Consider the following 23,916-nt stretch of genomic DNA (forward strand, 5'->3'; position numbering starts at 1 on the left):
CCGTGTCGTTAAGAGAGGAGTTTGATACTATACCTAGAAAGGTAATTAAGTCTATCAAGTTCGGCGTCCTCAGCCCGGAGATTATTAGGAAATACTCAGTGATGGAGGTCACGACTTCTGAAGTATATGACGAGGGTGGCCTGCCGGTGCGTGGGGGGATTGCCGACAGGCGGCTTGGGGTGGCTGAGCCGGGGGCGCGGTGCGAGACATGTGGACAAACACACGACGTATGTCCTGGGCATTTCGGCCATATTGAATTAGTCAAGCCTGTGGTGCATGTGGGGTTCGCCCGCGTTATCTACGACATTCTGCGAACCACCTGCCCCAACTGCGGGCGTATAATGCTTAAGGATGAGGAGATAGAGAGGTACAGAGAGAGGCTTACTAAGCTTAAGAAGAGGTGGAGGCTACTTGCGCAAAACCTACACGAGAAGATTAGGAAGAAGGCCGCCGAGCGTGTGACGTGCCCCCACTGCGGCTACAAGAAGAACAAGATAAGGTTCGAGCGGCCGTATTACTTCTACGAGGAGACTGAAGACGGCGCCTTGGTGAAGCTTGACCCCGAGATTTTGAGGGAGAGGCTGGCCAAAGTGCCCGGAGAGGACTTGGAGCTCCTCGGCATAAACTCCTCTGTGGCGAGGCCGGAGTGGGCAGTTTTGAAAGTTCTGCCCGTCCCGCCTCCACATGTGAGACCGTCTATACAGCTTGAGACTGGTATTAGGTCTGAGGACGACTTGACGCACAAGCTCGTTGATATCATTAGGATGAATGAGAAGTTGAAGATTGCCATTGAGACGGGCGCTCCTACTAACGTAGTTGACAACTTGTGGGATTTGTTGCAGTACCACGTAGCTACTTATTTCGACAACGAGCTACCGGGCATCCCCGTGGCTAAGCACAGAGGCGGGAGGCCCCTCAAGGGGATTGCACAGAGGCTAAAGGGGAAGGAGGGGAGGTTCAGAGGCTCGCTCTCCGGCAAGCGTGTGAACTACTCGGCACGCACCGTGATAAGCCCAGATCCGCATATAGGCATAAACGAGGTAGGGGTGCCCTATGACATAGCTAAGGTGTTGACCGTGCCGGAGAGGGTAACTGCGTGGAATGTAGACGTCTTGAGAGAGTACGTCATTAGAGGACCTGAGACTTGGCCAGGTGCTAACTATGTCATTACGCCAGAGGGCCGGAGGATCGACTTGCGCTACGTCAAGGACAAGAAGACACTCGCCGAGAGGCTATCCCCCGGCTGGATCGTGGAGAGGCACTTGATAGATGGCGACATTGTGCTTTTCAACCGTCAGCCGAGTCTACACAGAGTTTCAATAATGGGCCACCTAGTCAAGGTGTTGCCCGGCCGGACTTTTAGGCTCCACCTGGCTGTCTGCCCGCCGTATAACGCCGACTTCGACGGAGACGAGATGAATCTACACGTGCCGCAGACAGAGGAGGCTAGGGCTGAGGCTAGGACGTTGATGTTGGTAGAGAGACATATTATCACCCCACGCTACGGAGGCGCCATAATTGGCGCAAGACAAGACTACATCATAGGGGCCTACCTGCTGTCGCTTAAAACTACCTTCTTAACCAAGAAGGAGGTCGCCTTCTTGCTGGGGGCCGGCAAATCGGGTGAGGACCCGCCGGAGCCCGCGATTCTACACCCGGTGGAGCTGTGGACTGGGAAGCAGATAATTTCCCACTTTCTTCCAAGGGATCTCAACTGGGTGCAACCCACGGCATTTAAGTCCAGGTGCCAAGACGCCTATACCTGCCCCACTGACGAGTGGATTATAATTATCAACGGCAACATGGTGAAGGGCGTGCTTGACAAGAAGTCGATCGGCGCGGAGCAGGTAGATTCGCTCTGGCATAGAATCGCCCGGGACTACCCGCCCGAGGTGGCCAGGAGGTGGCTAGACTCCTCGTTGCGGCTCTTCCTGAGGTATCTAGACCTGCGGGGCTTCACCTTCGGCATGGATTCCATATATATACCGCCTGAGGCTTATGAAGAGATTGACAAGATAGTGGAGGAGAGCTTAAAGAAGGTCGAGAGTCTTATCGGTGATTTTAGAAGCGGGCGGCTGGAGGCGATGCCTGGGTTCACCGTGGAGGAGACATTTGAAAACAAGGTGACTGAGATACTGTCAAGAGTTCGCGAAGACGCCGCTGTTGTGGTTGAGAAGAATATTGATAAAAACTCTGAGGGCTACCTAATGGCGAAGACGGGGGCGAGGGGGAGCATCGTAAATATAGTACAGATGGTGGCTACATTGGGACAGCAGACGATAAGAGGTGAGAGAATTAGGCGCGGCTTTAGGACTAGGACTCTACCCCACTTTCCCGTAGGAGACATAGGTGCGTTTTCCGGCGGCTTTGTGAGGAGCTGTTTTAGATGCGGCCTTACGCCGGTTGAGTACTTCTTCCACGCCGCCGCTGGGAGAGACGGGTTGATAGATACGGCTGTGCGTACGGCGCAGTCAGGTTATATGCAGAGGCGCCTCATAAACGCGCTTCAAGACGTCTATGTAGCCTACGACGGCACCGTCAGATTCGGCGGTGCCATGCTTCTCCAACTGCTGTACGGCGAAGATGGCGTGGATGTTAGCCGCTCGGACCACGGCAGGGTTACCGATATAAAGTCGCTTAAGATGTCGATAAGATGATGTCGAAACAAGAACTGTTAGCCAGGATCTCGCTGGTTTTGCCGCAGCCGCTGTATAAAGAAGTGGAGAACGCAGTGAAGGATCTAGATGATGAAAAAGCCCTGCGGCTAATATACCGAGTCTTGAAGTTGTACGCCACGTCGCTAGTGGACCCAGGGGAGGCTATTGGTATAGTTACGGCGCAGTCCATAGGGGAGCCGGGCACGCAGATGATCCTCCGCTCTTTCCACTACGCGGGGCTTAGGGAGTTCTCCATGGCCAGGGGTCTGCCGAGGCTTATAGAGGTGGTGGACGCCAGGCGGAACCCCTCCACTCCGCTGATGTACATCTACCTAAAGCCGCCGCATAACAAGAGTAGGGAGGCCGCCGAGGATGTGGCGAAAAAGATCCAGCAGGTGACGCTTGAGATGCTGGCTAAAGAGGTCGACGTGGATTACGTCGCCGGCGCCATAACGATAGTGCTGGACCAGGACCAGCTGAGGTACCGGGGGCTCAGCGTGAAGGACGTGGAGAAGATCGTAACCAAGGCGAGGGGGAAGGACGTCTCTATATCCATGCGCGGGCACACAATCACCGTGTCTCTCACCACGCCCGACATCCTCAAGATGAGAAAGATTAGGGACAAGGTCCTTCAGACGAAGATATCAGGCATCAAGGGAGTGAGGAAGGTGGTGTTGCAGTACGACTCCAAAAACGACGAGTGGTATATAGTCACAGAGGGGACGAATTTAGAGGCCGTGCTTCAGCTGGAGGAGGTCGACCCGACTAGGACATACAGCAACGATCTCCACGAGGTTGAAGAGGTATTGGGGATAGAGGCCACGAGGGCCCTGGTGGCGCAGGAGATTAAGCGTGTGTTGGAGGAGCAGGGCCTGGACGTAGATATTAGACATATGTACATGGTGGCTGACGCCATGACTTGGTCGGGTAGGCTGAGGCCTATAGGGCGCCACGGCGTCGTGGGCGCCAAGGAGTCGCCGCTTGCCCGCGCTGCTTTTGAGGTGACGGTGAAGACTCTCATAGAGGCGTCTGTGAGGGGCGAGGAGGAGCAGTTCAAAGGCGTTGTGGAGAGCATAATAGCTGGCAAATACGTCCCAATAGGCACAGGCATTGTCCGCCTCTTGATGCAGTTCTAGGTGCATAAATCTTTTTAAAGCTTTTTTTCACCTGAGCAACGTGATTGACATAGGTAGAGAGCTCCAAGTAGCGATTAACACCGGCAAGATAGTTATGGGGTTTGAGGAAACTAAGAGGGCAATACTGGCAGGCACCCCCAGGCTGGTTATACTGGCGGCCAACGCGCCTAAGTGGGCGAAGGAGGATATAGAGTACTACGCTAAGCTGGCCGGCGTGCCGATTTTTGTTTTTCCGGGATCCAGCATTGAGCTCGGCGCTGTTGCTAAAAGGCCGCACAAGATTATGGCCCTGGCCGTTATAGACCCCGGCCAGAGCGAGATTTTGAAATTAGCTGAACATGCCTGACATTAGGCTCACAGAGGAGGAGATTAGGTACGCCACTCTTTTTGAAAGCATTACCGGGGTTACGCCTATCGACGTCGTCATCGACCCCGAGTATTCGAGGATTATCTATGTTGTTCAGAAAAACCAGGCGGCCATCGCCGTGGGGAGGGGTGGGTCAAACGTCAAGATGCTGAGGCAGATTGTGGGCAAAGATGTGGAAATTGTAGAGAGCGGCGACTCGCCCGAAGAGTTGATAAAAAACAGTCTCTACCCCGCCAAGGTAATTATGGTAAAGGTGACAAAGGCCCCCTCTGGGGCGAAGGTGGCTATTACAACCGTCGCCCCAGAGGACAAGGGCGTGGCAATTGGTAAAAACGGCCGTAACATTGCAAGGGCTAAGTTGCTGGCGAGGCGTTACTACGACATTGAGAAGATAATTCTGGCGTAGGCGTTGTAAAATTTATTAACCGACTGTTGCCACAGGTGCGTGCCTGGTAAAAAATCGCCGTATGGGCTATTTGCAGGTGGAAAGTTGAAAAGAAAGAGGCAGAAATTTAAGTGGAACGACGTGACTTACAAGCGTAAGATGTTAGGTCTTGTTGAGAAGTACGACCCTCTCGAGGGCGCCCCCATGGCGCGAGGTATAGTCCTTGAGAAGGTGGGCGTCGAGGCTAGGAAGCCCAACGCCGCCGTTCGTAAATGTGTGAGAGTCCAGCTGGTGAAGAACGGCAAGGTTGTGACCGCCTTCGTGCCGCTGGACGGTAGCCTAAACTATATAAACGAGCACGACGAGGTGGTAATTGAGCGCATCGGCGGCCCCGAGGGGAGGTCGCTCGGTGACATACCAGGTGTTAGGTTTAAAGTAATTAAGGTCAACGGCGTCTCGCTCTGGGCTATCTGGCGCGGCAAGAAGCAGAAACCGACTAGGTAATGCCCCAGGCGCGGGTTGTTGAGAAATCCGGACTTTTCCTAAAGGCCGTAGTGGAGGGGGTGCCCCCCACTCTCATCAACTCGCTTAGAAGGGTAATTATCTCCGAGCTACCCGTCATGGCGATAGATTCCGTCGTTGTGGTAAACAACACCTCTGTCATGTACGACGAGATGTTGGCGCACAGACTCGGTCTAATCCCCTTGACGACGCCGCTTAGCGCCCTTCCGCCGATAGAGGATTGCGTCTCCGGCCTCGCCGATCCGTCTGAGTGCAGCGCCAGGCTGACCTTGCAGGTAACGGCAGACGGGGACTTAACCGTCTATTCTGGAGATCTCGTCTCTGAGAGGCCGGACGTCGCACCCGTGTATAAAGACATTCCGATAGTAAAACTAGTCAAGGGGCAGAGCATAGTATTGGAGGCATATGCAAAGCTGGGTGTCGCGAGGGATCACGCCAAGTGGCAAGCGGCATTGGCCAGCTATTACTACTACCCCCGTGTAGAGGTGAGAAATGAGGAGTGTAGAGAGAGGTGTAGAGAGATCTGCGCCAAGCTTGAGGATCCAATTGAGTGCACGTTTAATAAGGCGTGGACGTGTAAAAATTTGTGTAAAGACGGGCTGGAGGTCACGTGGGAGAGGAATAAGTACGTCTTCTGGATAGAGTCTTATGGTAATTACGATGTGGAGACCGCACTGAGGGAGGCATTTAGAATTTTAAAGAAGAAGTTCGCCTTTTTTGCCGAGGAGCTTTCCCGCAAGGCATCTGTCCTGGAGAAACTTTAAATACTGATTAACTCGGGGTGACGGTATGCCTCCTAATCCAACAGGACCGACAAATAGGCAGTTGAGGATGCTGAGCCGATTTCTAAGGAAGGCTGCGAGAGCTAATTCTGCAAATATTTGGAGGGTCGTGGCGGAGTTTATCGAGAGACCTAGGAGGCAGAGGATAGTTGTAAATGTGGGGAAGTTGAGCAGGGTGGTGGGCGAGGGTGAGGTGGTGGTGGTACCTGGTAAGCTACTTGGGGGTGGGCTACTTGACAAGAGGGTGGTGGTGGCGGCGCTCAGCGTATCCCCTAAGGCGGCTCAGAAGGTAGCGGAGGCGGGCGGGGAGGTGTTGACTATTCCGGAGCTTGTGAGGAGATTTCCAAAGGGGAGCGGGGTGAGGATAGTGGTATGAATATTGTTAAGAAGACTCTAGATATATCTAAACTCCCGGAGGACGGCGAAATGGTTATAGACGCAGAGGGGCATGTGATGGGTAGGCTCGCCACGTACATCGCCAAGACATTACTTGAGAAGCCGCGTCTGCGGATTGTCGTGGTAAATGCAGAGAAGCTTGTGGTGACCGGCGACGAGAAGATGGTTGTTGAGTGGTTTAAGAGGAGGATAGGGGAGTGGCGTACTCACTACAACCCCGAGAAGGTGGGGCCTAAAATCCCGAGGAGACCTGACCGCGTGTTTAAGAGAGTTGTGCGGGGGATGTTGCCTAAGGACGTGGAGACTGGGCGCTTGGCTTTGAAGAGGTTGAGGGTGTACATGTCCATCCCCATCGAGATGTTTGAAAGAAAAAGGGTAGTGGTATATGAGGTTCCCAAGGCGAAGCTTAGGGTAAGGCCCTTGTTGAAGTATGTAACTCTCGAGGAGGTGTGGCGTGGTATCGACCCAGCCGCGTGGGAAAAGTGGAGAAAGGCCGTAGAGATTTGGGGTAAAAAATTAAAACAGGCACCTAGCGGGTAGGTATGTCGGCGGGCACGTCCGGCGCCAAGGTGCTACAGGAGGCGCCTAGAGTTGTTATTTCTGTCGGTAAGAAGAAGACTGCCGTGGCTAGGGCCGTTTTAAGACCCGGCATTGGCCGGGTTAGGATCAACGGCTATCCTCTAGAGCTGTGGCCGATAGAAATGGCGAGGGTAAAAATGAGCGAGCCTTTGGTGCTGGCGGGAGATCTAGCTAAGAAGGTGGATATAGATGTGAATGTTTCCGGCGGCGGCTACATGGGGCAAGCCACGGCCGTGAGGATAGCCATAGCAAGGGGACTCGTGGCCTTTTTCCAAAGCCAAGAGCTGAAGGAGCTGTATGAAAAATATGACTCATATATGTTGAAAGGCGACCCCAGACGTACCGAGCCAAAGAAGCCCGGGATAAAGCACGCGAGGAGTAAGAGGCAGAAGGCCTACAGATGATTATCCCAATCCGCTGCTTTACCTGTGGCAGACCGCTGGGCCATTTATACGCAGTTTTCAAGAAGAGGGTGCTCGCCGGGGAGCATCCAGGCGCGGTGTTCGACAGCCTAGGCGTGACTAGGTATTGCTGCAGGAGGACTTTGATGGCACATGTGGAGTGGATTGAAGATCTCCTTGTATACGAGAAGCGTATCTGAGCGGCGCGTTTCTAGGGCTAAATTTTATATATTGCTAAATACGGCCTTAGCCATGTCGAAAACGCCCCAACAAGTGAAGCTACCCTCTCCAGTCAAGGTACTAACCAAAATGTTGAATAAGGAGATCGTGGCCAGGCTTAAGGGTGGCGTGGCGGTCAGGGGGGTTCTAACGGCGTACGATGGATGTATGAATCTTGTACTGGATGACGCCGCCGAGTTGGATAAGTCGGGAGAGCCGGTGACGCGGTATGGGCGAATTGTCGTGAGAGGATCCCAGGTGATATACGTATCTACCGGCGAGGTGGCGCCATGATAGTAGTGGGGAAAGTAGACAAGACGCCTGTAGCTAAGCGGCTTGTGGAAATAGTAGAGAGAAAGGGGCAGGGGCACCCCGACTACATAGCCGACGGCATATCGGAGTGGGTTAGTAGATACCTATCGAAGTACTATCTAGAGCGGTTTGGCGTAATTCTCCACCACAATGTCGACAAGACGCTTGTGGTTGGCGGCCAGGCCGCGCCGCGTTTCGGCGGCGGCGAGGTTCTACAGCCTATATACATCTTAGTCTCTGGGAGGGCCACCTACGAAGTCAGGACTAGGGATGGGGTTGTGAAAATCCCGCTGGGCCCCGTGGTGGTGCAGGCGGCTAGGGATTGGATAAAGCAACACTTCAGGTACCTAGATCCAGACTCCCACGTTATTATTGACTACAAAATTGGACAGGGCTCAGCTGACCTCGTCGGTATTTACGACCTAGGCGTCAAGGGGGTGCCGCTTGCCAACGATACCTCGGTCGGCGTGGGCTACGCGCCCCTGACCCCGCTGGAGGAGTTGGTGTACAAAACAGAGCGGTTGCTGAACTCCAGAGATTTCAAGTCCAAGTACCCCGAGGTTGGCGAAGATGTGAAGGTAATGGGGGTGAGGGTGGGGAATGAGGTGAAGTTGACAATCGCAGCGGCTATGATTAGTAAGCTTGTGAAGGACAAGAGCCACTACCTCTCTGTTAAAGAAGAAGTGAAGAAAGCTGTTGAGGATCTCTCTACCAAGGTGGCGCCGGATCTAAAGGTGGATGTTACGATAAACGCAGCAGACAAGCCTGAGCACGACATCTTTTACCTAACGGTGACTGGAACATCAGCGGAGCACGGCGACGACGGCATGACCGGCAGGGGCAACAGGGCCAATGGGTTAATCACACCGATGAGGTCCATGTCTCTAGAGGCCGCCGCGGGTAAGAACCCGGTCAGCCACGTGGGCAAGATATACAACGTGGTGGCTCAGAAAATCGCGGAGAGGATATACAAAGAGGTGAACGTAGTCGAGGTATATGTAGAAATCGTGTCTCAGATCGGGAAGCCTATCAACGAGCCAAAGATCCTCAACATAGAGGTAATTAAAGATGGGGAGCTCACTGGAGAGGTGAGAAACGAGATAGAGGCTATAGCTAGGGAGGAACTTGGGGGAATCACGCGGGTTACCGACAGCATACTCAGAGGCGAGGTGTCTCTATACTAACCCCCGGCGGTACTGCTCTACTATCTTTCTGATATCGACGACTTCTCTCTTCTCTAGGCATTGCTTCACCAGCTCCGTCAGTTGCCTCACCATGTCTAAATCCACTACGTAGAAGTCGCCTAGTTGGAGTTTAACGACTTGGCGCAATGGCACACCCATCGTACCTCTGGCCACTGCGTCATCCACACTGTCTATGTTTCTGCAGATGGTGCCCACCGCCTCGCCACCTCTGCAGTCCACCACCTCCGACACATGCAGAAGCCTATACCTAGAGCCGTAGCTGGCCAGAACCTCCACGAAGGTTTTCTTAAGCAGTTCGACCTCCCTCTCCTTTTCTGCCACCATGGCTGACAGCGCCTCTATTCTGCTTTGTAGCTCTCTGTACTTCGCATCGCGCCACCTGGCGTCGTCAAAAGCGCGCCGTAGCTGGGCGTATTCTCTCCTCAACTCCTCAAGCTCTTTCTGCAGTTGCATATTCTCATACTCAAGCGCCTTAAGCCGGGTGGCTAGGCTCTCGTCTCTCGCGGCGCACGGCTTCTCCACCGTGACGTACACCACCCGGACCTCCCTCTCCCCACGCCTCTTTAAAGCCTCAGACACAGCCTGAGCTATTGAGTATCCGCGGACCACCAGCGCCTTGGCGTATTCAAGCTGGTCGAACTTCAGTATGCTACCAAACTCCTTCTCAAGCTTCTCGAATTTAGGTCTATACTCCTGGTAGGCTCTGTAAGCCGCGGCCAGCGCATCTCTCTCGTGGCTAGTCACCGCCCTCCACCTAATTTTCTCAAGTATCTGGGCCTTCTCCTCAGACGCTAAGTCGCGGCCTGGCGTGTAGACCGCCGCGCCGCACATGGTCGCAAGACGTCTCACGAAGTCGGGCGCCTCGGCGACGTCGGTGGCCACTAGCACAGGTACCCCCCACTGGCTGACGTATCTCAAAACGTCTCCGCGGGAGAAGCCGCGGCGGGCCACTGTATCCAACACCTCGCCGTCTAGCGTCATCACGGCTATTCCAGTCACCACGCCGGGGTCAACGCCCACTATGAGAAAGCGCTCACGTGCCGGCGCCTTCCCGCCCCTGGCAGGGGCTGAGAATATAGCAACGGCTATGTCTATGCTCCGCATGGGCTTTACATACCTCCTCACCACCTCCCTGTTTGCATACACGACGAATTTCGCCGAAGTAACCTCGCCGGACTCCTCTTTTAGAAACAGATCGTAGTCGAGCCTCGCCTCTTTTAGCCTTGCCTCTATCTTTGAGGCGATGGCCTTTATTCTGTGGGTGACGTTTCGCATGTAGCGGTTTCTACTCATGCCTCCAGGAGTCGTCGAGATCCTCCTGTGAATTAGTATAATAGTCTCCTCCTCGAAAAGCTTAACCGGCGCGCCGACGCCGCGGCGGGCCAGCATCGCGAGATACACCGCTGTCTCAAGCGGGTCGAGATGCCCCTTCTCAACTCCGAAGTATCTACCCACCAACTCCTCCATCTTTACGTAGCCCTCGGCCTCCCGCGTCACCTCCACCACGTTAACCACATACGGCAGTTTACCGAGCAACCTCACCACCGGCTTTCCATATTGAAACAACTCGCCCAGGTTGTCGACAGCAAGTGTTTCTATCTTGTATTTTTTAAATAGCTGAGCGAGGCGGTGGACATCTCCAACACCCCTCTCCACCACCTCCTCGTTCTCAAATACTGCATATGCGAATAAGCCCCCCGGCGCAATGTCGACGCCTAAAACCGCCACGTGCTATAGAAACCACATTTTATTTATTTCTTTAAAGAATTCCCTGGCGCTGTCTATATATCTTATGTCAAGCGCCTCCTCCAGCGGAATCTCCACACCGCACTTCTTGAAAAATGCGGATAGGTTCGCGAAATCGCGCTGTAGGTAGCGCCTGGCCTCTGGGTGGCTTGTGGGGACCCACTGAGGCCAGTCAATGACAAAGCTCCTTTTTCCAACGAGTACGTTGTATGGCGACAAATCGCCGTGGATGATGCCAAGGCTCAACGCTACTTTGATTGTGTGGAGCACGTCGTCTGCAATTTTTTTGAAATCTCCATCTGAAAGTTTGTATAGCTCGACTCCCTCTATGTAGCTCATCACGACTACGTGTCTGTTGTGCGCTATGGGCTCGGGCACGAGGCCGCCGCCCTCAAATATCTTTGACAGTGCGAAGAACTCGGCGACGGCCGACAGCCTTGTGTTAAATACATCCTCCAAGTGGCTAAATTTAGCCACCCTCGACCTGAACAACTCCTCGTATCTAAAGGCGGAGACGCCCCCGCGGTGGAATTTAACCGCAATTTTAAAGCCTGAGGGGGTTTCGCCTGCATACACCACGGACTCCTTGCCCACGCCGATGGGAGTGGGGGAGAGCCTCAGTATCTTGCGCTGCATGCGTAGTGTGTGTAGCGCAAGGACGTCGTAGCCCAACGCCGTGATTTTCCACCCTCTGTACGGCGCCACGTTCCTCCTAAGGAAACCATGGTAGTGTAGGCGCTTAATGCTGTCCAAAACCTCCTCTCTCCTGTATCTGGCCCACCTCGCTATAAGCTCCTCGGGGACAAACTCATGGCGTCTGTGCCCGGCTTCTATTATCCTCAATATCTGGAGGTCACGTTTCTCAAGGCTACGGTAGGCCTCGACGACGCTTTTAATCACAGTTAAATATTGACTTAGGATATTTAAGACAATGAGGCGAGTGGTCACCCTAGTCGCAAATGAGCAAGCCGAGGTGGGCCACAGATTCCGCGTAGTCAGCATTCCAGACGAGTGTAGGGAGTGTAGACTCTTCCCCGTGTGTCTGGGCAGGCTGACGCCGGGCAGGAGCTACAGAGTAGTGGAATTGAGGCCCTCGATGGGCCAGCGTTGTAAGATAACTGGCGGCGAGATGGTGCCCGTGGTGGTGGAAGAGGCGCCTCTGGTTGGCCTGCTCCCCATAAACAAGGCCCTGGAGGGGGTCGTCGTGACTTTTGAGGAGGAGTGCGCTGGATGCGAGGGCTGTCCCTCGGAGGGCGTGAAGAGGGGGGAGAAGATAAAGGTAGTCAAGGTGATGGGGAGGAGGAGGTGTGGAAATAGGGATTTTGCTATTGTCGAGTTCTACGTCGTATCTCAGCCTTCACCCTTAGTATCAAATGCCTCAGCGGCTTCTCCAGCCCCCTCTCGCGCGCCTCCTTCACGACGTCTTTCAAAACATTCCTCGCCTCGGTGACCCTCCCCTCCGCGGCGAGCTTCTCCGCCTCTCTTAGACGCATTACTAATCTGCCAGCGACTGCGTATGTCTCATCAGCCATATGGGGGTCAAATGCGCGTTCTTTAAATGTTTTAAGTGTCGTATTTCGCCTCACTGTGGATAGAGTAGCTGTATATATTAAGAACCTTGAGGAGGCCTTGGGGAGCCTCGTTTTGAAAGACCCGGCTTATAGAAATCTTGTAGATCTGGCGCGGGCGTATCTAAAGGATTCGAAGTATTACTACTCCAGAGGTGATAGGGAGACGGCGTTAGCCACTGTTTCGTACGCGGAGGGTCTTCTCGACGCCTTGAGACTTATCGGGGTGGCTGACTTCGTTTGGAAGAGGCCCAGCGAGATTAAGAATACTAAAACCGTTATGGTGGCAGGCACCTTCGAGATCCTGCACCCCGGCCACTTGTCGTATTTAAAGAAGGCGTGGGAGCTTGGCTACGTCGTGGCAGTTGTGTCTTCAGATGAAAACGCTGAAAAAATAAAGAGGCGGAGGATTGTGGTGCCTCAGCGGCAGAGGGCCGAGATCCTCTCCTCCCTCTACTATGTCCACGAGGTGGTGCTGGGGCGGCCCGGCGATATTTTCGACGTGTTCCACATGGTTAAGCCCGACGTAGTCCTCCTGGGGCCTAACCAGCATGTGTCTGAGGACGTGGTGAAGGAAGAGGCTAGGAGGCGGGGCGTGGAGGTGGAGGTGGCGAGGGTGGACGAGCTCAGGCAGTGCGAGCTCTGTAGCACCACGCGGATAATTGAAAAGATTATTTCCACATTTACGCATTAATGCCCCTCAACATAGAAGCCGCGCGGCGTGTCCAGGAGCGGCTCGCCGGCAGGGTGGTGTTTCTACCCCTCCCGCCTGTGGAGATCGTGGCGGGTCTCGACGTGGCGTATGTAGGAGACACGGCGCTGGGCGCCGCCGTAGCAGTCAGGATGGCGGATCTCTCGTTGGCGGATAGAGCGTGTTCTGTTACGAAAAGCGTCGTGCCCTACGTCCCCACGTTCCTCGCCTTTAGAGAGCTAACCCCTATGCTCAGAGCCTACATGAAGCTGAGGGCCAAGCCAGATGTAATTCTCGTGGATGGCCACGGCGTGGCCCACCCGCGGAGGTTCGGAATCGCCTCACACCTAGGGGTTGTCCTGGGGAAGCCTACTATAGGCGTCGCGAAGTCAAGGCTCTACGGAGTAGAAAAGGGCGACGTGGTGGTAGACCCGGAGACGGGGGAGGTCTTGGCTAAGGTGGTGAACTGCGGAGGGAAGAGATACGTTTCGGTGGGGTCGCACGCAACTCTCTCCGACGCCGTGAGGTTGGTGGAGGATCTCTGCAGAGGTGGAGATATCTACCCGCTGAAAGCGGCCCATGACCTTACCCAGGTTATGAAAAAGGCGTGGCGCCGGGGGGCGTTATCTCACGACGAGCACGGGGACTCTTGCCCTTGAGACCACCGCCTGCGACACCGAGCCCAGCACTAGGCGTTGCAGTGCGGAGAGGCCGCGTGACCCCATCACTATTAGATCAACCTCCTTCTCCTCGGCGTAGTTAAGAATTTCGTCCGCCGGCGTCCCCGACCTCACAGCGACCTCCCCCACCTGTAGCCCCTGTGACTGCACGGCCTTTGCGGCCTCTCCCGCTATTCTCCCGGCCTTCTCTAGGGAGATCTGCGAGGGGTCTGTGGCAACCGTTATAATATGTATAGAGGCCCCAAAGACTTTTGCGAGAGCTACGGCGTGTTCAACCGCCTTCTTGGCGTGGTCTGAGCCGTCGTAAGCAACTAGAATTTTCTTATACATGTAGATTAGAATGTATCCACTTATTTATTTTCCTCCCGATCCCAAAACCAGCAACCCCCGGATGAAGTATCTCCCCAGCGCTATGAAGAGCAGTAGCGGAGGTAGTGATGCTATGAGGGCCGCAGAGAACATCTCGTTATAGAGATTTCCAGACTGCCCCACGTAGCTGAAGACCTTAAGCGTTATGTGATTGTTATAAGTTCTAGAGAGCACAAGCGGTATGAAGAAGTTATTCCACCCGTTGATCGTCAAATAGGTGGCCGTCGACGCGAATGCAGGACCTAAGAGGGGCAACACCGTTTTTGTAAATATGGCGAACTCGCCAGCGCCATCTACCTCAGCGGCTTCTACAACCGTCCGTGGAAGGGCTGTTATGAATATTAACATCATCAACGTGGCAAAGGGTATGTAGAAGATGAGTAGGCCTAGGGCTATGCCATATAGGGTGTCAAATAGACCTATTTGTGTCATGAAGCGCGCGAGTGGGACCACTGCCGATTGGTATGGTAGATAGGTAGACACAGCCACAAGTATAAGCAACACGTCTTTTAACTTGGTGGTAGCTCTCCAAAGGGCGTACGCCCCCAAGGCGCCGATGAGGGTGGCGCCTAAAGCCGTAGGGATAACTACTATAGTCGTGTTGAGCAACACTGGGGCCAGCTCCCCGGCCACTTTGCTTAAAGTGGCTAGATCCACATTTAGAGATGGCATAAAGACCGGCGTTGTCAACACTTCCGATAAAGGCTTTAATGCGCCGATTACTAATACATACAGGGGGAGGGCCCAGAGAGCCCCCAGCGCCAATATGGCGAGATATATGGCAAATTTCATCTTATCCATTTCTTTAATCCGAACAGGGAGTAGGGAATTACTATGACGGCCGACAGAGCTAGGATTACTACAGCGGCGGCGCTTGCCACCGCTAAATAAAATGCAGTGAATTTCATAAAGGTGTACATAACCAATGTCATAATATTAGGATTTATAAATAGTATTGAATATGGTAGATCAAACATCTGTATAGAGAATAAAGTAAAAAATATTGTAGATATGATCAAGCTCTGTTTTGACTGGGGTATAACGACCCTCAGCATTGTGTAAAGCCGCCCTGCTCCGTCTATCTGCGCAGATTCTAATTGAGACTTATCCACGTTATAAAACATCGCAAGGTAGAACAACGTGGCGAGCCCGGAATAAACCCAGACGGAGACTAGTGCTATGCTCCAGAACGCGTTCTCGCCTTGGAGTGGGTTGCCCAAAAACCAGCCGATTCCCCTATCTGCGTCGAGTAGCCAACGCCATATTATACCAGACGCCACGAGTGAGATCGATAGGGGGTATATGAAATACGCCGTGAGGATATTCCTAGCACGTGCATTATTTATGTTGTAGATCAGCGACGCCGTCAAGAGGCCCACTAAATTGCCAAGAGCGACTAATACAGAGATCCAAAGAAGCGTCTTGATCAGCGCAGTCTGGAATAGCGGGTCTGAAAATAGTTGTGAGTACGTGGCCAGCCCCACGAATTGGTAGTCGGGGCTTAGCACTGAGTAGTTGGTAAATGAGTAGTATAGATTCCACGCTATAAAGACGTAGAGAAACGCCGTCGTTAAGAAAAGGGGGATGGAAAAAAATAGTAGTGATATTCTCATTTAACCCAGGGCGGGTTGTAGCCGCCGAAGGGCTTCCCCGGCGCGCCCATGTACCAGGTGTCTTTCCATAGAGAGCGCTCGGTCCCCAGCGCTTTTGCCAGTGTGTCGTACCACAAATCTGATCTACCGGTCTGGACGAGCACTATTGACTGTTGCATAAGTGTCTGCCACACATCTGAAAACAGAGCTCCGTGTGTGAGACTAAAGACGTAGGCCTTTGCCCCCCTATACTCCTCAACCTCCCACCGCTGTATAGAGGTGGGGTAGATCGACGGATCTATGTTCTTATACACCGCTATAGATCCCTTCAGTGGGTTGAATATCGACTGGCCTTCTGGCCCTGCGAAGAACTTCACAAACTGAATTCCTAGATCTGTCGTGGGACCGCCCGCCGGCACCGCCACCGAGTCGATAACTAAGTTGTAGATGCCTTGCGTGCCTGGGAATGGTGCCACTATGATGTTACAATCAGGCGTCACCGCCGTATATGGACACATTTTTGTCTGTGGATACACGTTGTATATCAGACCCACTACCCAGTCGCCATCTACGTGGGCTAGTCCCTTACCAGCGACAAGGTCGGCTACCGCACCTGTCCAGTCAAGAGCTGGCCAGTTCGCTGGGAACGTCTTGGCCAGCGACAGGAACGTCTCTGTGGCCTGCCGCAACGAGGGATCGTCAGGCGGAAGCGTGCCGTACATGAACATGATAAATTTCTGGGGGCCAGCCACCGCTAGGAACACTTGTTCCCATAGATGTAGAATAGTGAATTGATCGGCGCCAGCCTGGAGCATACATGGAACCCCCGCTGAAGACGCCTTACTGCACAGCGCGACCAAATCTTCAAGCGTCTTGGGTACCGAGCCGCCCAGCTTCTCCAGGACTTGTTTATTTATAAAGATTAGATTAGCACGGTGTATATTTACTGGCAGGGCATATACCTTCCCGTTAAGCGAACACGCAGAGAGGACATCCGACGCTTGCGTCGTCATATCTATTTCCTTGGCTACTTGGCTCAGCTCTACGAAGCTAGCTTCGCCCTTCGGCGCGACGTATATATAGCTCAGCATCTCGGGTCCGCAGTGCACCTGAAACGCCGCCGGCGGGCTACCCGCCTGCATTAATGCAAGAATTGCAAACTTCGCATTTACACCGGCGCCCCCGGGCACCGCCGTCTTTTCAACCTGTATACCAGTTTTCTTAGTGAAGTTGCCAATCACAGCGTCAATAGCAAAACGCTCAAGCCCAGCCCACCAGGTGTAGAACGTAATTTTCTTAGGCGCGGAGATTGTTGGGGAGGTAGGGGGTTGCGCCGTAGTTGTCGTCTGTTGTGGCTGAGACATAGTGCCCAGGAAATATGCAACAGCGGCGACAACGACCAGCGCGAGAATAATTGCAACTACTTGAGTCAACTTCATAAATGTTATATCAACTTTGGTCTTAAAAATATTAATCTACAAAGCATACGACATTAGCTATATAGAGTATTACGTCATTAACATAATAAAGTATAGTGCCGGAGTTGTGGGTAGGGGAGTGGCGCCGGGGGTGGGATTTGAACCCACGCCCCCTGTGCGGGGACGGGATTTCTCACGCCGCGTCTCGAGTCCCGCGCCTTGGGCCGCTCGGCCACCCCGGCCTTCTCTACCAATGCCTCAATTTATAAAGTTTGTCTTTTGTCTGGTGGGGCTGGGTGGGGGTGAAAATTTTTATATAGTGGGCCCATTGCGGGGTCTATGTCTATTAGGGGGGCGAAGTTCCACGGGCCGTCTCCGCCGTCTGACTCGACTACTAACTGGGTTTTGGCGCCGCTGGAGAGAGGTGTGGTTTTTGCTTGTCCTAACTGTGGCAAGACGACGGTTATCAGAAGCGCCAGGTCTAGGAAGCTTGGGGTGACGTATCGCTGTCCTGAGTGCGGCTTTATAGGTCCCTGATCTGGGGGTAATCTTTTTATACACGATATGTTGCTGAGGCCATGTCGGCGGAGGTTGCGTTGGTCTACAGAGTTCTGCCCGACAGCGTCGAGGTGGATGTGGAGAAGTTGAAGAGTGATGTTATTAATAAGCTGTCGCCGAAGTACAAGGTGGATAGAGTCGAGGTGGAGGAGATCGGCTTTGGGATCAAGGCCCTTAGGTTCTACATAAGGATGCCGGAGTCGGACGAGTACAGCTCAGATGAGGTGGAGGAGCTGTTGCGGTCGGTCAACGGCGTCGGCAACTACGAGCTGGAGTACTTCTCGAGGCTGAGTTTTTGATAGCAAGTTTTTATACCTAGATCGGTTTATCACCCGTGTCTGAGTGGGTTGAGTTGAGAGTGCAGGAAAGCAAGGCGCGTGACGCCAACAGGCCCGTGGTTAGGATCGACCCCGAGGTTATGGAGAGGGCCGGTATAGTGGTGGGCGATGTGGTGGAGATTGTGGGGAGGAGGAGGACGGCGGCCAAGGTGTGGAATGGTTTGCCTGAGGACAGGGGGAAGGGTGTCATTAGGATGAACAGCATCTTGAGGAAAAACGCCGATATTTCGCTAAACGAGACTGTAAAAGTGAGGAGAGTCGACCCCAAGCCTGCCGCCTTCGTGAAGCTGGCGCCCGTATCCATGACCATAGCAGTTGACGCAAACTTTTTGCAGTACATCAAGCAGAGGCTTAGGGAGTACGTGCTGGTGGAGGGGGATATGTTGCAGATATACGTCTTGAGCCAGCCGCTTACGTTCCAGGTGGTTCAGACAAAGCCGTCTAACACGGTCCTCATAATTACGGAGGACACCCAGATCCAGATCTTTGAGAAGCCGGTGTCTGGCGTCAAGATACCGCATGTTACCTGGGAGGATATTGGCGATTTGGAGGATGCTAAGCAGAAGATTCGTGAGCTTGTGGAGCTTCCTCTTAGACATCCCGAGTTGTTTAAACATTTGGGTATTGAGCCGCCTAAAGGCATCCTTCTGATCGGCCCTCCGGGTACTGGGAAGACTCTCTTGGCTAAGGCTGTGGCTAACGAGGCCAACGCCTACTTCGTGGCGATTAACGGGCCGGAGATTATGTCTAAATACTACGGCGAGTCTGAGGCTAGGCTGAGGGAGATATTTGAAGAGGCTAAGAAAAACGCCCCAGCGATTATCTTCATCGACGAGATAGACGCCATAGCCCCAAAGCGGGAGGAGGTGACGGGGGAGGTGGAGAAGAGAGTAGTAGCCCAACTCCTAACACTAATGGACGGACTACAAGAGAGAGGACAGGTGGTGGTAATAGGCGCCACCAACAGACCAGACGCAGTAGACCCAGCCCTAAGAAGACCAGGAAGATTCGACAGAGAGATTTGGATTAATCCGCCTGATTTCAAGGGGAGGTACGAAATCTTACAGATTCATACCCGGAATATGCCGCTGGCACCTGATGTCGATTTGAGAAAGTTGGCTGAGGTTACTCATGGATTCTCCGGGGCAGACTTGGCGGCGCTTGCGAGGGAGGCGGCTATGTCTGCGTTGAGGCGGGCTATTCAGAGCGGGCTGATTGACTTGAACCAGCCGTCGTTGCCGCCTGAGGTGTTTGAGAAGATTAAAGTGACGATGGCGGACTTCACGGCTGCTTTGAAGGAGATTATCCCGTCGGCGCTGAGAGAGATCCATATAGAGGTTCCCCACGTCCGTTGGGAGGATATCGGAGGCTTGGAAAATGTGAAGCAGGAGTTGAGAGAGGCTGTAGAGTGGCCTTTGAAGTACCCGGATAGGTTTAAGAAATTCGGCCTTAGACCTCCCAAGGGCTTGTTGCTCTTCGGCCCGCCGGGTACAGGCAAGACGCTTTTGGCAAAGGCGGTGGCCACTGAGTCAGGTGCTAACTTCATAGCGGTTAGGGGGCCTGAGATCTTTTCTAAGTGGGTTGGCGAGTCTGAGAAAATGGTTAGGGAGATATTTAGAAAGGCGCGCATGGCCGCGCCCTGCGTAGTGTTTATTGACGAAATTGACGCCCTGGCCACGGCGAGGGGCATAGGCGGCGATTCGTTAGTGAGCGAGCGCGTTGTAGCCCAACTGCTGGCTGAGATGGACGGAATAAAGGCTCTGGAAAACGTCGTAGTGATAGCCGCCACTAATAGGCCGGATTTGGTGGATCCAGCCCTGCTGAGGCCGGGGCGTTTTGACAGAATTATATATGTGCCCCCGCCGGACTTCAAAGCCAGGCTTGAGATACTGCTTATACACACAAGAGCCACTCCGCTGGCTAAGGACGTCGATCTGGAGGAGTTGGCTAGGAGGACTGAGGGGTACTCCGGCGCCGATCTTGAGCTACTGGTCCGCGAAGCCACGTTCCTAGCCCTGAGAGAAGACATCAACGCAAAGGAGGTCTCTATGAGACACTTCGAAGAGGCGTTGAAAAAAGTGAGACCTTCTGTGACGCAGGACATGTTGAAGTTCTACGAGTCATGGCTGGAGAAAGCCAGGCAACTTACCGTGGCCACCAAGGCCAAGGCGGCGCCGCCTCTATACCTATGATAATAACCACCGTCGGCAACGTAATAGAGATGCTTTTAAAGCGGCAGGAGACGATCACAAGCGACGACGTAAAGACTTTGCTAAAACGTGCTAATGTTAACATCTCCGACGAGGAGCTTATGAAAGCCCTCCTGGCTCTGGAGATCTACAAAAAGATCCACGTTAGAAGAGTTAAGAGGGAGGGGAGGGATATCTACCAGATTTCTCGGCGTAGATAATATAAATAGCCACCCCCGTCGTTACGTGGGTGTTGTAGAGCTGGGCAAGCTCATAGGCAGGGAAATACGCCGGGATGTCAAGCTCGAGAACTTGGCGGGGAGGTGCGTATCCCTCGACGCGTACAACGCTCTGTATCAATTCTTGGCGTCTATAAGACAGCCCGACGGCACTCCGTTAATGGATAGGGAGGGGAGGATCACCAGCCACCTCTCCGGCCTTTTCTACCGCACCATCAACCTGCTCGAGTCTGGCATAAAGCCGGTCTACGTTTTTGATGGAAAGCCTCCAGAGTTTAAGCTAGCCGAAATAGAGTCGAGAAGGAAGACACGTGAGAAGGCGATGGAGGAGGTGGTAAAGGCGTTAAAAGAAGGAAGGAAAGAAGATGTGATAAAATACGCCAAGAGAGCTGTTTTTATCACAAGCGAGATGGTAGAGGAGTCTAGGAAACTGCTGTCGTACATGGGCGTGCCTTGGGTCCAAGCGCCTAGTGAGGGAGAGGCACAAGCCGCCTACATGGTCGTGAAAGGCCACTGTTGGGCTGTCGGCAGTCAAGACTACGACGCCCTGCTCTTCGGCTCGCCGAGGTTGGTGAGAAACCTCGCCGTGTCTCCAAAACGCAGGGTCGGCGAGGAGGTGGTGGAGCTTGCGCCTGAGATAATTGAGCTAGACGCGGTGCTCAAGGCGCTGAGGCTCAAGAACAGGGAGCAACTCATAGACTTGGCCATTCTACTGGGCACAGACTACAACCCAGATGGCGTGCCCGGCATGGGGCCGCAGAAGGCTTTGAAGCTCATTTGGGAATTTGGTTCGCTTGAGAAAATGCTTGATACGGTGTTGAAGGGTGTTCACTTCCCCGTAAATCCCCTGGAGATAAAAAGATTCTTTCTACAGCCGCCAGTTACCGACGAATACACCACAGAGGTAAAAACCCCAGATGAGGAAAGGCTGAGAGACTTCTTGGTACGAGAACACGACTTCAGCGAGGAGAGGGTTGAAAAAGCCTTAGAGAGGTTAAGAAAGGCACGCGGCAAGCTTAGAACCTCTTCGCTCGACTCGTTTTTCTAGCATGGCCCAGAGACTTGTGGAGGAGTTGGAGCGCGACGGTATTGTACGGAGTGAGCGAGTAAAGAAGGCGCTGGTAGCGGTGCCCCGGGAGGAGTTCGTCATGCCTGAGTACCGAATGATGGCCTACGAGGACAGACCCCTGCCGCTGTTCGCAGGCGCCACTATCTCGGCGCCTCATATGGTCGCCATGATGTGCGAGCTGGTGGAGCCTAGGCCCGGGATGAAGATCTTGGAGGTGGGGACCGGGTCGGGGTACCACGCCGCCGTATGCGCCGAGGCTATTGAGAGGAGGGGAAGGGTCTACACGGTGGAGATTGTGAAAGAGCTGGCAGTATACGCCGCGCAGAACATCGAGAGGCTGGGCTACTGGGGCGTGGTGGAAGTTTACCACGGAGATGGGACGAAAGGTCTTGAGAAGCATTCCCCGTTTGACGCCATAATTGTAACGGCCGCCGCCAGCTCCATACCCCCGGCGCTGGTGAGGCAGTTAAAAGACGGCGGTGTTTTGGTGATACCCGTGGAGGAGCGGCTGGGCCAGGTGCTGTATAAGGTGGTGAAAAGGGGAGATAGAGTGGAGAGGCGGGCCGTGACTTATGTAATGTTTGTCCCTCTTAAAGGCGGCGACTAGGGCTCGACTCTATACCTGTCGCGGGGGTATAGAGTGGCGTGTCTCACGTTGTCTAGCCCAAGCATCGCCGTCACCAGACGGTTGAAGCCGAGGCCAAAGCCGGCGTGCGGCGGCATTCCGTAGTCAAACACAGAGAGGTGGGCTTCGAAGAGCCTCGGGTCGAGGCCCCTTTTCCTCATCTCCTCCTCCAACTCGTCGCGTCTGTGTATCCTAGTGGCGCCCGACGCCACCTCTATCCCGTTTATTATAAGGTCGTACGACTCGCTCTTCTCGCCATCTCTCCTCTTGGTGTAGAACGGGCGGAGCGACGCCGGGAAGTTCACAAGGAAATACACGGGGCCGTAGAACTTCATAAGAGCCATCTGCATCTCCACCGTGAGGTCGTCGCCCCAGTTCACCGCAAACCCAAGCCGTCTAAGCCAATCTACCGCCTCGTCGTAGTCTACCCTCGGCACATTTCGCACCTCTGTCACAACAGGCTTGACCCCCACTTCATTTAGCTTTGTGGAGAAAGACGCTACGGTTTTTGCCAGGTTCTTAGTCATCTTCTCCAGTATATTCATAATGTCTGTGTAGTCCATAAAGGCGGCCTCCGCGTCAACCGAGATGAACTCGTTCAGGTGGTAATCCGTGTTGTGCTTCTCTGCCCGGTACGCCGGGCCGATCTCAAAGACCCTCTCAAGCGAGGCGGTTAGTTGCTCCTTGTAGAGTTGCGGGCTTTGGGATAGGTAGGCCACCCTCTCGAAGTACAAGACGGGGAACAGCTCAGCGCCGCCCTCGGTACTTGTGACTATGATCTTAGGCGTAAAAACCTCCACAAAGCCCTCGCCATACAGCACATCCCTAATAGTCCGTAACATAGCAGAAGCCAGAGAGAAGATGGCCAAGTTACGCGGCCTCTTTAAATCTACAGAACGCCACCTCAACCTAGTGGCTAAATCCGGGGTCTCAGACCAAACATCGATAGGAAGAGGCTTAGCCTTGTTTAGGACCCATATCTCGCTGGGGAAAATCTCCACGCCGCGTTTAGCAATTTTACTAGCCTCCACCACCCCCTTAACGACGATGACGTCCTCCCTGCCAAGCTCCACGAAGATCTTAAACAGGTTTTCAGGTGTTTTACCTGCCTTGAGAGTGATTTGTATAAACCCCTCCCGGTCTCTCAACACGATAAACTTAATCTTCCCAATATCCCTCAGCTCCCATACCCATCCAGCAACCACAACCTCGGAGCCGTGGAGCGCAGGTGTGACGTCCACTGTCCAGTGGGTCTTTTTTGGATACACGAAGTGGAGAAAGACTTTAGGTAAAAAATTATGCCCTTAACTCCCTTTCCCTTACCAGCTCAACCTTTACGTTAGCCCCAGATATCTGGCCGATAATCGCCTGCAACCTCTCAGGTCTTATAGGCAACCTCCTCAACTCCCGCGAGGGGATCTTAACGACAGTCTCCGTAGTGCCGTCGGGCAACCAAGAGGTGGAAATCGTCAGCAGTCTCGCCGGCGACACTAGCTGGGCAATTACCTCATTTACGTTGCCGTGCTCCACGATCTTGACGCTTCTCCCAAGTTGCGACGACAACTCTTTCTCAAGTTGCACATAGGCTCCACGCGGGATCCTTTTCACGTTTCTCATCAATACAATAACCAAGTCGTCCACTTCGTAAGACTTTACATATTCAACATCAGCCAAATTTATTTTCTTGCTCACCTTCAGCAACGCGTCTGAAACCTCTACATCAAGCCACTGATACCTCCCGCTGTCTATAAGCGACTGGCACTTCTGGCACAACACACGCGTCTTTACACAGAATTCGCAAAATGGTATCTTGACCATCGGTAGCTATAAATAGGATGTATAAAAACCTATTAACCCACTTCGAAAACAAGGC

The 23,916-nt window shown here is 53.5% G+C and carries 29 protein-coding genes and 1 tRNA gene; 21 read left to right on the forward strand and 9 right to left on the reverse strand.

Annotated features, from left to right (window positions below):
• Positions 1-2: 2 nt before the first annotated feature.
• The 12 genes from rpoA1 to P186_RS10210 are packed head-to-tail and all read left to right on the forward strand — an operon-like array spanning position 3 to position 8,940.
• Positions 3-2,657 carry a DNA-directed RNA polymerase subunit A' gene (gene rpoA1 / locus P186_RS10155; RefSeq protein WP_014289396.1) on the forward strand — a complete coding sequence of 885 codons (2,655 nt, stop codon included), beginning with the start codon at positions 3-5 and terminating at the stop codon, positions 2,655-2,657.
• On the forward strand, positions 2,654-3,793 hold the full coding sequence (rpoA2, locus tag P186_RS10160) for a DNA-directed RNA polymerase subunit A'' (RefSeq protein ID WP_014289397.1): 1,140 nt from the start codon (positions 2,654-2,656) through the stop codon (positions 3,791-3,793). Before rpoA1 ends, rpoA2 begins: the two co-directional genes overlap by 4 nt.
• A gap of 40 nt (positions 3,794-3,833) precedes the next feature.
• On the forward strand, positions 3,834-4,139 hold the full coding sequence (locus P186_RS10165) for a 50S ribosomal protein L30e (protein WP_014289398.1): 306 nt from the start codon (positions 3,834-3,836) through the stop codon (positions 4,137-4,139).
• Positions 4,132-4,566 carry a NusA-like transcription termination signal-binding factor gene (locus tag P186_RS10170; RefSeq protein ID WP_014289399.1) on the forward strand — a complete coding sequence of 145 codons (435 nt, stop codon included), beginning with the start codon at positions 4,132-4,134 and terminating at the stop codon, positions 4,564-4,566. Before P186_RS10165 ends, P186_RS10170 begins: the two co-directional genes overlap by 8 nt.
• A 39-nt stretch (positions 4,567-4,605) precedes the next feature.
• On the forward strand, positions 4,606-5,049 hold the full coding sequence (locus tag P186_RS10175; protein WP_014289400.1) for a 30S ribosomal protein S12: 444 nt from the start codon (positions 4,606-4,608) through the stop codon (positions 5,047-5,049).
• On the forward strand, positions 5,049-5,831 hold the full coding sequence (locus P186_RS10180; protein ID WP_014289401.1) for a DNA-directed RNA polymerase subunit D: 783 nt from the start codon (positions 5,049-5,051) through the stop codon (positions 5,829-5,831). Before P186_RS10175 ends, P186_RS10180 begins: the two co-directional genes overlap by 1 nt.
• A gap of 25 nt (positions 5,832-5,856) precedes the next feature.
• Positions 5,857-6,225, forward strand: a complete 369-nt coding sequence (locus P186_RS10185; protein WP_148682969.1) for a 50S ribosomal protein L18e — start codon at positions 5,857-5,859, stop codon at positions 6,223-6,225.
• Positions 6,222-6,785, forward strand: a complete 564-nt coding sequence (locus P186_RS10190; protein WP_014289403.1) for a 50S ribosomal protein L13 — start codon at positions 6,222-6,224, stop codon at positions 6,783-6,785. The genes P186_RS10185 and P186_RS10190 overlap by 4 nt, the downstream gene beginning before the upstream one ends.
• A 2-nt stretch (positions 6,786-6,787) precedes the next feature.
• Positions 6,788-7,228, forward strand: coding sequence for a 30S ribosomal protein S9 (locus P186_RS10195; RefSeq protein WP_014289404.1), 441 nt, complete (start codon positions 6,788-6,790; stop codon positions 7,226-7,228).
• A complete protein-coding gene (locus P186_RS10200) occupies positions 7,225-7,425 on the forward strand; it encodes a DNA-directed RNA polymerase subunit N (protein ID WP_014289405.1) in 201 nt (66 codons plus the stop codon). The genes P186_RS10195 and P186_RS10200 overlap by 4 nt, the downstream gene beginning before the upstream one ends.
• Positions 7,426-7,477: 52 nt before the next feature.
• Entirely contained in the window at positions 7,478-7,738 is a 261-nt protein-coding gene (locus tag P186_RS10205; protein ID WP_148682970.1) for a U6 snRNA-associated Sm-like protein LSm6, read from the forward strand.
• Positions 7,735-8,940 (forward strand): methionine adenosyltransferase, encoded by a 1,206-nt coding sequence (locus P186_RS10210; protein WP_014289407.1) that lies wholly within the window; start codon positions 7,735-7,737, stop codon positions 8,938-8,940. Before P186_RS10205 ends, P186_RS10210 begins: the two co-directional genes overlap by 4 nt.
• On the opposite strand, the gene P186_RS10215 is transcribed toward P186_RS10210, so the two are convergent.
• Positions 8,932-10,689, reverse strand: coding sequence for a DUF460 domain-containing protein (locus tag P186_RS10215; protein WP_014289408.1), 1,758 nt, complete (start codon positions 10,687-10,689; stop codon positions 8,932-8,934). The two genes, P186_RS10210 and P186_RS10215, sit on opposite strands and share 9 nt — an antisense overlap.
• Before the next feature lie 3 nt (positions 10,690-10,692).
• Positions 10,693-11,607: a serine/threonine-protein kinase RIO2 gene (locus P186_RS10220; RefSeq protein WP_014289409.1), complete on the reverse strand. Its 915-nt coding sequence runs from the start codon at positions 11,605-11,607 to the stop codon at positions 10,693-10,695.
• Positions 11,608-11,638: 31 nt separating this feature from the next.
• Here P186_RS10220 and P186_RS10225 point away from each other — a divergent pair, with 31 nt between their 5' ends.
• The 3 genes from P186_RS10225 (at position 11,639) to P186_RS10235 (ending at position 13,625) form a co-directional block, all read left to right on the forward strand.
• Entirely contained in the window at positions 11,639-12,157 is a 519-nt protein-coding gene (locus P186_RS10225; RefSeq protein WP_148682971.1) for a UPF0179 family protein, read from the forward strand.
• Positions 12,158-12,294: 137 nt separating this feature from the next.
• Positions 12,295-12,969, forward strand: coding sequence for a DUF357 domain-containing protein (locus tag P186_RS10230; protein ID WP_148682972.1), 675 nt, complete (start codon positions 12,295-12,297; stop codon positions 12,967-12,969).
• Positions 12,969-13,625 (forward strand): endonuclease V, encoded by a 657-nt coding sequence (locus P186_RS10235; RefSeq protein ID WP_014289412.1) that lies wholly within the window; start codon positions 12,969-12,971, stop codon positions 13,623-13,625. The genes P186_RS10230 and P186_RS10235 overlap by 1 nt, the downstream gene beginning before the upstream one ends.
• On the opposite strand, the gene P186_RS10240 is transcribed toward P186_RS10235, so the two are convergent.
• From P186_RS10240 to P186_RS10260, 5 genes are all read right to left on the reverse strand, one after another.
• Positions 13,590-13,976 (reverse strand): universal stress protein, encoded by a 387-nt coding sequence (locus P186_RS10240; protein WP_014289413.1) that lies wholly within the window; start codon positions 13,974-13,976, stop codon positions 13,590-13,592. The genes P186_RS10235 and P186_RS10240 overlap by 36 nt on opposite strands.
• A 24-nt stretch (positions 13,977-14,000) precedes the next feature.
• Positions 14,001-14,807 carry a glucose ABC transporter permease GlcU gene (gene glcU / locus P186_RS10245; RefSeq protein ID WP_014289414.1) on the reverse strand — a complete coding sequence of 269 codons (807 nt, stop codon included), beginning with the start codon at positions 14,805-14,807 and terminating at the stop codon, positions 14,001-14,003.
• Complete coding sequence (locus P186_RS10250) at positions 14,804-15,628, reverse strand: carbohydrate ABC transporter permease (RefSeq protein ID WP_014289415.1); 825 nt, start codon at positions 15,626-15,628, stop codon at positions 14,804-14,806. The genes glcU and P186_RS10250 overlap by 4 nt, the downstream gene beginning before the upstream one ends.
• On the reverse strand, positions 15,625-17,046 hold the full coding sequence (locus P186_RS10255) for an ABC transporter substrate-binding protein (RefSeq protein WP_014289416.1): 1,422 nt from the start codon (positions 17,044-17,046) through the stop codon (positions 15,625-15,627). The genes P186_RS10250 and P186_RS10255 overlap by 4 nt, the downstream gene beginning before the upstream one ends.
• Before the next feature lie 119 nt (positions 17,047-17,165).
• A tRNA-Ser gene (locus P186_RS10260) sits at positions 17,166-17,267 on the reverse strand.
• 97 nt (positions 17,268-17,364) lie between these two features.
• Here P186_RS10260 and P186_RS10265 point away from each other — a divergent pair.
• The 6 genes from P186_RS10265 to P186_RS10290 are packed head-to-tail and all read left to right on the forward strand — an operon-like array spanning position 17,365 to position 22,025.
• Positions 17,365-17,562: a zinc finger domain-containing protein gene (locus P186_RS10265; protein WP_014289417.1), complete on the forward strand. Its 198-nt coding sequence runs from the start codon at positions 17,365-17,367 to the stop codon at positions 17,560-17,562.
• A gap of 41 nt (positions 17,563-17,603) precedes the next feature.
• Positions 17,604-17,882: an elongation factor 1-beta gene (locus P186_RS10270; RefSeq protein ID WP_014289418.1), complete on the forward strand. Its 279-nt coding sequence runs from the start codon at positions 17,604-17,606 to the stop codon at positions 17,880-17,882.
• Positions 17,883-17,917: 35 nt separating this feature from the next.
• Positions 17,918-20,113, forward strand: a complete 2,196-nt coding sequence (locus P186_RS10275; RefSeq protein WP_014289419.1) for a CDC48 family AAA ATPase — start codon at positions 17,918-17,920, stop codon at positions 20,111-20,113.
• Positions 20,110-20,331 carry a hypothetical protein gene (locus tag P186_RS10280; protein ID WP_014289420.1) on the forward strand — a complete coding sequence of 74 codons (222 nt, stop codon included), beginning with the start codon at positions 20,110-20,112 and terminating at the stop codon, positions 20,329-20,331. Before P186_RS10275 ends, P186_RS10280 begins: the two co-directional genes overlap by 4 nt.
• Before the next feature lie 25 nt (positions 20,332-20,356).
• Complete coding sequence (gene fen / locus P186_RS10285) at positions 20,357-21,397, forward strand: flap endonuclease-1 (protein ID WP_014289421.1); 1,041 nt, start codon at positions 20,357-20,359, stop codon at positions 21,395-21,397.
• A 1-nt stretch (position 21,398) separates the two neighbouring features.
• A complete protein-coding gene (locus tag P186_RS10290; RefSeq protein ID WP_014289422.1) occupies positions 21,399-22,025 on the forward strand; it encodes a protein-L-isoaspartate(D-aspartate) O-methyltransferase in 627 nt (208 codons plus the stop codon).
• Here P186_RS10290 and aspS read toward each other — a convergent pair.
• Together aspS and P186_RS10300 are read right to left on the reverse strand one after the other, a co-directional pair.
• The gene (aspS, locus tag P186_RS10295; RefSeq protein ID WP_148682974.1) at positions 22,022-23,311 is read right to left on the reverse strand and encodes an aspartate--tRNA(Asn) ligase; all 1,290 of its coding nucleotides are present in this window, start codon (positions 23,309-23,311) and stop codon (positions 22,022-22,024) included. The genes P186_RS10290 and aspS overlap by 4 nt on opposite strands.
• Before the next feature lie 28 nt (positions 23,312-23,339).
• Positions 23,340-23,861: a transcription elongation factor NusA gene (locus tag P186_RS10300; RefSeq protein ID WP_014289424.1), complete on the reverse strand. Its 522-nt coding sequence runs from the start codon at positions 23,859-23,861 to the stop codon at positions 23,340-23,342.
• Between the last annotated feature and the right edge of the window lie 55 nt (positions 23,862-23,916).

This window comes from Pyrobaculum ferrireducens (assembly GCF_000234805.1).
Classification (GTDB): domain Archaea; phylum Thermoproteota; class Thermoprotei; order Thermoproteales; family Thermoproteaceae; genus Pyrobaculum; species Pyrobaculum ferrireducens.